The organism is Nonomuraea sp. NPDC049784, assembly GCF_040659615.1.
In the GTDB taxonomy this organism is placed as follows: domain Bacteria; phylum Actinomycetota; class Actinomycetes; order Streptosporangiales; family Streptosporangiaceae; genus Nonomuraea.
Genome location: NZ_JBFAMX010000428.1, coordinates 1 through 8,975, shown reverse-complemented (window position 1 = coordinate 8,975; position 8,975 = coordinate 1). Strand labels below are relative to the sequence as shown.

The 8,975-nt window shown below is 68.7% G+C and carries 9 protein-coding genes, 1 pseudogene and 1 riboswitch; of the genes and pseudogenes, 7 read left to right on the top strand and 3 right to left on the bottom strand.

Annotated elements, in window-relative coordinates; translation table 11 throughout:
- A partial coding sequence (locus AB0J09_RS46360) for an ROK family protein (RefSeq protein WP_360706270.1) occupies positions 1-360 on the top strand: 360 nt, incomplete at its 5' end.
- Positions 361-415: 55 nt separating this feature from the next.
- Here the strand turns inward: AB0J09_RS46360 and AB0J09_RS46355 are convergent.
- A complete protein-coding gene (locus AB0J09_RS46355; protein ID WP_360706267.1) occupies positions 416-961 on the bottom strand; it encodes a C40 family peptidase in 546 nt (181 codons plus the stop codon).
- 51 nt (positions 962-1,012) lie between these two features.
- A riboswitch (cyclic di-AMP (ydaO/yuaA leader) is annotated at positions 1,013-1,157 on the bottom strand.
- Between the two features lie 98 nt (positions 1,158-1,255).
- Here AB0J09_RS46355 and AB0J09_RS46350 point away from each other — a divergent pair.
- Together AB0J09_RS46350 and AB0J09_RS46345 are read left to right on the top strand one after the other, a co-directional pair.
- On the top strand, positions 1,256-2,302 hold the full coding sequence (locus AB0J09_RS46350) for a 3-isopropylmalate dehydrogenase (protein ID WP_360706264.1): 1,047 nt from the start codon (positions 1,256-1,258) through the stop codon (positions 2,300-2,302).
- Positions 2,303-2,516: 214 nt separating this feature from the next.
- Positions 2,517-3,614: a branched-chain amino acid aminotransferase gene (locus AB0J09_RS46345; protein ID WP_360706261.1), complete on the top strand. Its 1,098-nt coding sequence runs from the start codon at positions 2,517-2,519 to the stop codon at positions 3,612-3,614.
- 33 nt (positions 3,615-3,647) lie between these two features.
- Here AB0J09_RS46345 and AB0J09_RS46340 read toward each other — a convergent pair whose 3' ends face one another.
- Positions 3,648-4,631 (bottom strand): aldo/keto reductase, encoded by a 984-nt coding sequence (locus AB0J09_RS46340; protein WP_360706258.1) that lies wholly within the window; start codon positions 4,629-4,631, stop codon positions 3,648-3,650.
- A 132-nt stretch (positions 4,632-4,763) separates the two neighbouring features.
- Positions 4,764-5,408 carry an O-methyltransferase gene (locus tag AB0J09_RS46335; protein WP_360706255.1) on the bottom strand — a complete coding sequence of 215 codons (645 nt, stop codon included), beginning with the start codon at positions 5,406-5,408 and terminating at the stop codon, positions 4,764-4,766.
- A gap of 59 nt (positions 5,409-5,467) precedes the next feature.
- Between AB0J09_RS46335 and AB0J09_RS46330 the strand changes: the two genes are divergently transcribed.
- The 4 genes and pseudogenes from AB0J09_RS46330 to AB0J09_RS46315 all read left to right on the top strand — a co-directional run.
- Entirely contained in the window at positions 5,468-6,112 is a 645-nt protein-coding gene (locus AB0J09_RS46330; protein ID WP_360706252.1) for a thioredoxin domain-containing protein, read from the top strand.
- 204 nt (positions 6,113-6,316) lie between these two features.
- Positions 6,317-7,894, top strand: coding sequence for a citramalate synthase (gene cimA, locus AB0J09_RS46325; RefSeq protein WP_360706250.1), 1,578 nt, complete (start codon positions 6,317-6,319; stop codon positions 7,892-7,894).
- Positions 7,895-8,100: 206 nt separating this feature from the next.
- A complete protein-coding gene (locus AB0J09_RS46320; RefSeq protein WP_360706247.1) occupies positions 8,101-8,538 on the top strand; it encodes a Fur family transcriptional regulator in 438 nt (145 codons plus the stop codon).
- A 34-nt stretch (positions 8,539-8,572) separates the two neighbouring features.
- Positions 8,573-8,881: pseudogene (locus AB0J09_RS46315) on the top strand (catalase-peroxidase); the annotation flags it as partial.
- Positions 8,882-8,975 lie beyond the last annotated feature (94 nt).

Below are 8,975 nucleotides of genomic sequence, written 5' to 3'. Positions count from 1 at the left end.
GTGGTCCGCGCGGCCCGCGCCGCCGGTCTGACCCTGGACACGGCCAAGGAGGTCTTCGCCGCGGCCGCTTCCGGCGACGCCGTGGCCCGCTCGGTGGTGGAGGCCGAGGGCCGCCGCATCGGGGGATTGCTGGTGGCGGTCGCGGCGGTGCTGGACCCCGAGGTGATCGTGCTCAGCGGCGGCGTGGGGCGCAACCTGGACCTCCTGGGCGAGGCCATCGAGACGCGGATCGCGGAGCTCGGGCCGCTGCGGCCCGCGGTGGTGGCCAGCACGCTGGGGGACAGCGGCGTCCTGCTGGGCGCGGTCGCCCACGCCCGGACCCGCGCCTGGGACCTCATCTTCGACGCCCGCCTGCCCTGACCTCGGCCCTGGCGCGGCGCGTCTTCCGGTGTCCCCCGGCGTGCGGGAGCGCCTCCTACAAGGTGGCCTTGAGCATGGCGGGCGCGGGGGCGCTGCGCTGCTCTTTGAGCTTGGCCCAGAGCCGCACGCCCTTGGGGTCGGGGCGGACGGCACCCACGAAGGAGTCCCTGCGCCAGCTGGACAGGCGCTCCTCCTTGACCACGTCACCCGTGTGCGGCGCGTGGACCATGTAGCCGGGCCGGGAGATCATCCCTACGTGCCCGAGGCCTTCGAAGAAGACCAGATCGCCGGGTTTGAGGTCCTTCCAGGCGATCTTCCTGCCGAATGCGTTGTACTGGTCCGCGGCGACGCGGGGCAGCTCGATCCCCGCGTGCTCGTACGCCCTGAGCATGAGCCCGGAGCAGTCGTACCCGCTCTTGCTGGCGCCGCCCCACACGTACGGTATGCCGCGCTGTTTCATGGCGAACTTGAGGGCGATCTTCCAGGCGGGTTTGGGAGCCTGTTGCGCCCGGATCTGTTTGACCTGGGCGGCGGTCAGAGTGGTGGGGTCGGTCGGAGTGGTGGAGCCGTCGTTGGTCGCGGCCTGGGCTGGGGTGGCCAAGATGAGCCCGGCGGCGCCCGCCGCCAGGGCTATGGCAATGCGAGACAGGGGTCTGTCCTTCCATGCGGCCGGCCGGGTTAGCTGACGGGCTCGGGCCTGGAAGTAGCCCTACGGCATGGGGGTGCCGATTCGCCCCAGGGGGAAAGTGGGTCCCCGGCTCCACGCAACCGCTGCGTGGATTAGGCTCGTCGGACTCTAACGAAACGGTCAAAGAACCGCAATAAGGACAAAGTGGACGTCCGAAACTTGAGATGAAGTGTTCGTCAGTCGAGACGACGCGGTAAGGTACGGCCCATGGAGTCGCGTAACATCCGTCTGGCAGTCATCCCCGGCGATGGCATCGGCACCGAGGTCGTGACCGAGGGCCTCAAGGTCCTGGAGGCCGTGGGCACGAAGATCGAGCCCACTCACTATGACCTTGGCGCCGCCCGCTATCACCGCACCGGCGAGACCCTGCCCGACGCGGTGATGGAGGAGCTGCGCGGCTACGACGCGATCCTACTCGGCGCCGTGGGCGACCCCAGCGTCCCGCCGGGCATCCTCGAGCGCGACCTGCTGCTCAAGCTGCGTTTCGAGTTCGACCACTACGTCAACCTGCGCCCGGTCAAGCTGTTCCCCGGCGTGGAGACCCCGCTGGCCGACACGTCCGCGGAAGACATCGACATGATCGTCGTCCGCGAGGGCACCGAGGGCCTCTACGCGGGCACCGGCGGCGCCATGCGGCGCGGCACGCCGCACGAGATCGCCACCCAGGAGTCGCTCAACACCGCCTACGGTGTCGAGCGCGTCGTGCGCTACGCGTTCGAGAAGGCCAAGTCGCGTCCCCGCAAGAAGCTGACGCTCGTCCACAAGACCAACGTGCTCACCTACGCCGGCGACCTGTGGCAGCGCACGGTCAACCGCGTGGCGGAGGAGTTCCCCGAGGTCACGACCGACTACTGCCACATCGACGCGGCCTCGATGTTCTTCGTGAGCCAGCCCCAGAGGTTCGACGTGGTCGTCACCGACAACCTGTTCGGCGACATCATCACCGACCTCGGCGCGGCCATCGCCGGCGGCATCGGCCTGGCGGCCAGCGGCAACATCAACCCTGAGCGCAACGCGCCCAGCATGTTCGAGCCGGTGCACGGCAGCGCGCCCGACATCGCCGGCCAGGGCAAGGCCGACCCGACCGCGACCATCCTGTCCGTCGCCATGCTCCTCGACCACCTCGGGCTGCACGCCGAGGCGGCCAAGGTCGAGCAGGCGGTGGCCGACGACATCCTCGAGCGGTTGACCGGCTGGGCCGGCCGCACCACCCACGAGATCGGTGACGACATCACCGCGCGAGTATCCGGCTAGGACCGCCTAGCCCCGCAAGCGCCTGGTGGTCCGCAGAGGACCGCCGGGCGCTTTTTCGCGTCCAAACGGCCTAACCACCCCATTGGCCGCTTGCCATCCCATATAGCGAGACAATAAGAAGTACGGGCTGCCCCCCGGGGCAGTGCCGCCCACCGCCGCCTATCCGCAGATTCTGTAGATTTGGGCAGATTTCGCAGAGAGAAGGACCTCCGTCATGACCATCGCTCAGAAGCTCAGCTTCGACGTGCAGCTATCCGACCACGCTCGCACCGCGGCCGAGCGGGAGCAGGTACTGGCGACCCCCGGCTTCGGGCAGATCTTCACGGATCACATGATCTCGATCGACTACACCGAGGGGCGGGGCTGGCATGACGCCAGGCTCATGCCGTACGGCCCACTCTCGCTCGACCCGGCCACCTCGGTCTTCCACTACGCGCAGGAGCTGTTCGAGGGGCTCAAGGCGTATCGCCAGGCCAACGGCTCGATCGTCACGTTCCGCCCGTACGCGAACGCCGCCCGCTTCAACCAGTCGGCCGTCCGGATGGCCATGCCGGAGCTGCCCGAGGAGACGTTCGTGGAGTCGCTCGAGCTCCTCGTGGAGACCGACAAGGACTGGGTGCCCACGACCGAGGGCCACAGCCTCTACCTGCGCCCGTTCATGATCGCGACCCAGGCTGGGCTGGGCGTCAACTACCCGTCGAAGACGTACAAGTACATGGTCATCGCCTCCCCGGCGGCCTCGTACTTCACGGGTGGCATCAAGCCCGTCTCGGTGTGGCTGTCCACCGAGTACACGCGTGCCGCCCCCGGCGGCACGGGCTTCGCCAAGTGCGGCGGGAACTACGCGGCCGCCTTCGTGGCGCAGCGGCAGGCGGTGGAGAACGGCTGCGACCAGGTGGTGTGGCTGGACGCCCACGAGCACAAGTACGTCGAGGAGATGGGCGGGATGAACCTGTTCTTCGTCTTCGGCGACAAACTCGTCACCCCCGCCCTGACCGGCACCCTGCTGCCCGGCATCACCAGGGACTCGATCCTGGCCCTGGCCGGTGACCTGGGCCTGGAGACCGAGGAGCGCCTCATCTCGATCGAGGAGTGGCAGGCCGGGTCCGAGTCCGGGGAGCTCACCGAGGTGTTCGCGTGCGGGACGGCGGCCGTGGTTACGCCGGTGGGCTCGGTGAAGGGCGCCGACCGCTCCTGGACGATCGGGGACGGCATGTCCGGTCCCGTGACGATGCGCGTGCGTGAGGAACTCGTGGGCATCCAGTACGGCGCCCGTCCCGACCCGCACAACTGGATCCACAAGATCGCCTAGCCTGGCGTGGCCGGGTCTCCCGGGCCCGGCCACTCAGGTGTCGATGTTGGCCATGTAGACCTCGTTCCCCTGCTCGCCCGCCACCGCGCCCGGCGGGACGAGCTCCTCGAGCCGGGTCAGCACCTCCTTGTCCAGCCGCACGTCGGCGGCCGCGGCGTTGGCCCGCACGTTCTCGGCCTTCCGCGTGCCCGGGATCGGCACGACACCCTGGTGGACGAGCCAGGCCAGGGCGAGCTGCGCGGCGGACAGGCCCTGCTCGGCGGCCAGCGTGGCCACGGCGTCGGCCAGGGCCACATTGTGGTCGAGGTTGCCCTCCTGGAACCGCGGGTTCCCCCTGCGCCAGTCGTCCGGCTCGAGCCCTTCACGGCTGCGGATCGTCCCCCCGAGCAGGCCGCGCCCCAGCGGGCTGTAGGCCACGAAACCGATCCCCAGCTCCTGGCACACCGGCAGCACCTCCTGCTCCGGAGCCCGGCTGAACAGCGAGTACTCGGTCTGCACCGCCGTGACCGGATGGACCGCGTGCGCGCGCTTGATCGTGCGCGCCGACATCTCCGACAGCCCGATATGGCGTACCTTGCCGGCCTCGACCAGCTCGGCGAGCGCGCCCATGGTCTCCTCGATGGGCGTCGCCGGGTCGAGCCGGTGCACGTAGTACAGGTCGACGTGATCGGTGTCGAGGCGGCCGAGGCTGGCGTCCAGCGCCTTGCGTACGTATGAGGGCCGCCCCAGGCCCTTCACCAGCACGCCCCGCTCGTCCTGGTCGCCGCCGAACTTGGTGGCCAGCACGATCTTGTCGCGCCGCCCGCGCAGCACCCGGCCGATCAGCCTCTCACTGAGGCCGGCGCCGTAGATGTCGGCGGTGTCGACGAGCGTGATGCCCGCGCCGAGCGCGGCCAGGAGGGTGCCGGTCGCCTGCTGCTGGTCCACGTCGGCGTAGATCCCTGGCGCCATTGTCATCGCGCCGAACCCCACCACCGAGATCGTCGGGCCCTGCCGCCCGAGCATGCGGTATTGCATGTCTCCCCCTTGGACGAAGTGCGTACCTCGACCCTGCCCGCCGTCGCGCCTACCATGCCATGGACCACGGCGCCGCGATCCTGCGCGGGGCTGGGGGCGGCCCCGCGCGGGACATGTTCGACCGGCTGGGCGCTAGTTCTTCCTGATCATGGTCATCCCGTCCGCGACGGGCAGCATGAGCACGGTCACCCGCGGATCCTCGATCACCAGGTCGTTGAACTGCCTGATCTCCACGGTCGTCGCCTCGTCGTGCGCCGGGTCCGCCACGTGCCCCCTGCGCAGCGTGTTGTCCGCCAGGATCAGCCCGCCGGGCCGCAGGCGCTCCATGAGCAGCTCGTAGTAGCCCGGGTAGTTGCCCTTGTCGGCGTCGAGGAAGGCCAGGTCGATGGGCTGGTCGAAGGCGGCGAGCGTCTCCAGCGCGGGCCCGAGCGTGAGCGTCACCCAGTCGGCCACCCCGGCCTCACGCCAGTAGCGGCGGGCGATGGACGTCCACTCCTCGCTCACGTCGAAGCAGTGCAGCCGCCCGCCGGACAACCCCCTGGCGATGCAGACGGACGAGTAGCCGGTGAACGTCCCCACCTCGACGACCACCTGGGGCGCCACGAGCTGGGTGATCATGGTCAGGAAGGTGCCCTGATCGGGGGAGATCTGCATGGTCGCGGCGTCCCCCGTGGCTTCGGCCGTCTCCTTCGCCAGTTCCTCCAGCAGGGGGTCGGGCGAGGTGGAGTGGGCAAAGACGTACTGGGCGACCGCGGGGTCAAGGAGATATGCCTTCATGTGGCCATTCTTCCGGTATCGGGTAGTGTCTGCGCGATCAATGAGGTGAGAGTGGGCTGATGAAGAAGCGGTTGCTGGCGGTGGCGCTCGCGTGCGTGGCCATCGCCGTACTCGGGGTGCTGGCGCTCTCGAGGCCGGGCGAGTCGTCCGAGGAAGTGCGGCTGGCCCGTCAGGTGGACGGCTCGATGGTCCTGGCCGATCGGTCAAGCGACGCTCCCGTGCTCGACGTGTACGAGGACTTCGACTGTCCCGTCTGCAAGGAGCTCCACACCAGGGTAGACGCGACCATCAGGAAACTCGCCGTGGAAGGCAAGGTCAAGGTCGTCTTCCACCCCGTGACGATCTTCAAGGACGAGCCCATGCGCTCGAACTCCATCCGCGCCGCCGCTGCCGCCCGCTGCGTCCCCGAGGAAAGCTGGCTCACCTTCAGGGACGAGCTGTACGCCATGCAGCCCGCGCCGCACGGCGAGGCGTCCGGGTTCGCCGTCGAGGACCTGGTCAAGGCGGCCAGGCAGGCCGGCGCTTCGGTCGACGAATGCGTCAGGTCGCAGTCGTACGCGAAGGCTCATCTGGAGGAGACCGCGAAGGTATCGCTCGAGGGCACGCCCACGGTGCTGCTCAACGGGCAGTTGCTGGGCAACGAGGCGTTCGACCCGGCGGCTCTGGAGCGCGCCATCACCGGGGGTGACGGTGTCACGGTCTAGCGGACTGTCCCAGGAGGTGAGACCGGTGTGCCAGCAGGTGAATCCATATGGCAGACTGAGTGGCACCATGTTCTACGGTCTGCTCATTATCGGCAGGCGCGCTGGCTGACAAAGGGACACCGCCAGCGCGCAGACCTCTCACGTCCGTGAGGGGTCTTTTTGCTTTCCAGAGAACTTTCGAGAGAAGCGAGAGAAGAGAGACTCATGGCCGACGACCGCTTCCACGTATACGACACGACGCTGCGGGACGGCGCTCAGCAGGAGGGGCTCAACCTCACCGTCGCCGACAAGCTCGCCGTCGCGCGCCACCTGGACGGTCTGGGCGTCGGCTTCATCGAAGGGGGCTGGCCCGGCGCCAACCCCAAGGACACAGAGTTCTTCAGGCGCGCTCAAACAGAGCTTGACCTGAAGCACGCGCAACTCGCCGCGTTCGGCGCGACCCGCCGGGCCGGTGTGAAGGCAGCCGACGACCCGTTGGTGGCCGCGTTGCGCGAATCCGGCGCGCCGGTCGTGACCCTTGTCGCCAAGAGTCACGACCGGCACGTGGAGCTCGCCCTCCGCACGACTCTCCAGGAGAACCTCGCGATGATCCGCGACACGGTCTCTCACCTTCGTGCGGAGGGCCAGCGAGTCTTCCTCGACGCCGAGCACTTCTTCGACGGCTACAAGTCCAACCCAGCGTACGCGCTCGAGGTCCTCAGGACCGCCGCCGAGGCCGGGGCCGACGTCATCGCCCTGTGCGACACGAACGGCGGCATGCTCCCCGACGAGCTGGCCGACATCGTCCACGAGGCCGTGCGGACCAGCGCCAGGGTCGGCATCCACTGCCACGACGACACCGGCTGCGCGGTCGCCAACACTCTCGCCGCCGTCAAGGCGGGCGCGACGCACGTACAGGGCTGCGCGAACGGCTACGGCGAGCGCTCCGGCAACGCCAACCTCTTCACGGTCGTGGCAAACCTCCAGCTCAAGCGCGGCTTCGACCTCGTGCCCACCGACGCCCTGGCCGACATGACCCGCATCGCCCACGCGATCACCGAGGTCACGAACGTCACCCCCAACTCCCACGCCCCGTACGTCGGCACGTCCGCCTTCGCCCACAAGGCCGGCCTGCACGCCAGCGCCATCAAGGTCGACCCCAACCTCTACCAGCACATCGACCCGGCCGCGGTCGGCAACGACATGCGCATGCTCGTCTCCGACATGGCCGGCCGCGCCTCGGTGGAGCTCAAGGGCCGCGAGCTCGGCTACGAACTGACCCCGGAGCACACCAAGACCCTGGTGACGCGGGTCAAGGACCTGGAGTCGCGGGGCTTCACCTTCGAGGCCGCGGACGCCTCGTTCGAGCTGCTGCTGCGCGACACCGTGCACGGGCAGCGCACGCGCCACTTCGAGGTCGAGTCGTGGCGCGTCATCGTGGAGCGTACGAAGAGCGGTGAGCTGGTCAGCGAGGCCACCGTCAAACTCCACGCCAAGGGCGAGCGCATCGTCGCGACGGGCGAGGGCAACGGCCCCGTCAATGCCCTCGACAGGGCGGTACGTCTGGCGCTCGAGAAGCTCTACCCCGAGCTGGCGAAGCTGGAGCTGGTGGACTACAAGGTCCGCATCCTGGAGGGCACCCACGGCACGGGCGCCATAACCCGCGTCCTCATCACCTCCAGCGACGACACGGCCGAGTGGGCCACGGTCGGGGTGGCGGAGAACATCATCGACGCGTCATGGCAGGCGCTCGAGCAAGCGGTGACGTACGGTCTCCTGCGCGCCGGCCACAAAACCGCCTAGAGGGTACGGAAGTTCCAGGGGCGAACAGCGGGTCCGCCGCCAGGACTCGTCCTGCCACCAAGACGGCCTGACCGTGACACGCCCCGAGCCAACCCTCCGGACGGCAGGTCAACGCCACACCGAGACGACCGTCTTCTGGCGTGGCGCCTTACTTGCATCATTCGTTCTCTTGTATCGTTCGTGTTTATGAGGGTAAGTTTGACGTCATGACCGCATCCAGGACTCCGACCACCGCCGAGGAGCTGCGGGGTGCAGGCCTGCGGGTGACGGCTGCCCGCGTCGCACTGCTCGAGACCGTCCGGGACGGTGACCACCTCGGCGTCGAGGAGATCGCCTCCGGGGTGCGCGATCGCGTTGGCCACATCTCCCTTCAAGCGGTGTATGAGGCCCTCCACGCGCTGACCGCGGCGGGACTCGTCCGCCGCATCGAACCAGCCGGCAGCGCGGCCCGGTTCGAGGGACGCGTCGGGGACAACCACCACCACATCGTGTGCCGGTCGTGCGGAGCCGTCGCTGACGTCGACTGCGCGGTCGGCCATGCGCCGTGCCTGGCCGCCTCGGACGACCACGGCTTCTCGATCGAGGAGGCCGAGGTCACCTACTGGGGCCTGTGTCCTGACTGTTCCAACGCCCGCAGGTCCTGAGCACCGTTATCTTCCTAGCCCACGAAGGATTTCCATGTCTGAGAACCATGATGCAATCGTCACAGACGCGAAGGCGGAGGACGCGGGTGGCTGCCCGGTCGCGCACGGTCGCGCCCCGCACCCGACTCAGGGCGGCGGAAACCGCCAGTGGTGGCCGGAGCGGCTCAACCTGAAGATCCTCGCCAAGAACCCCGCCGTGGCCAACCCCCTCGGCGACGAGTTCGACTACGCCGAGGCATTCAAGAGCCTCGACCTCGCGGCCGTCAAGCAGGACATCCTGGAGGTGCTGACGACCTCGCAGGACTGGTGGCCGGCGGACTTCGGCCACTACGGACCTTTCATAGCATGAGCAGCGCGTCCCCCTCGCAGCCGGGGAACGAGAAGTGGGCATTGCCGGGCAGCCGGTCAACCGGGTCGCCGTTGAGCACCACGTCGGG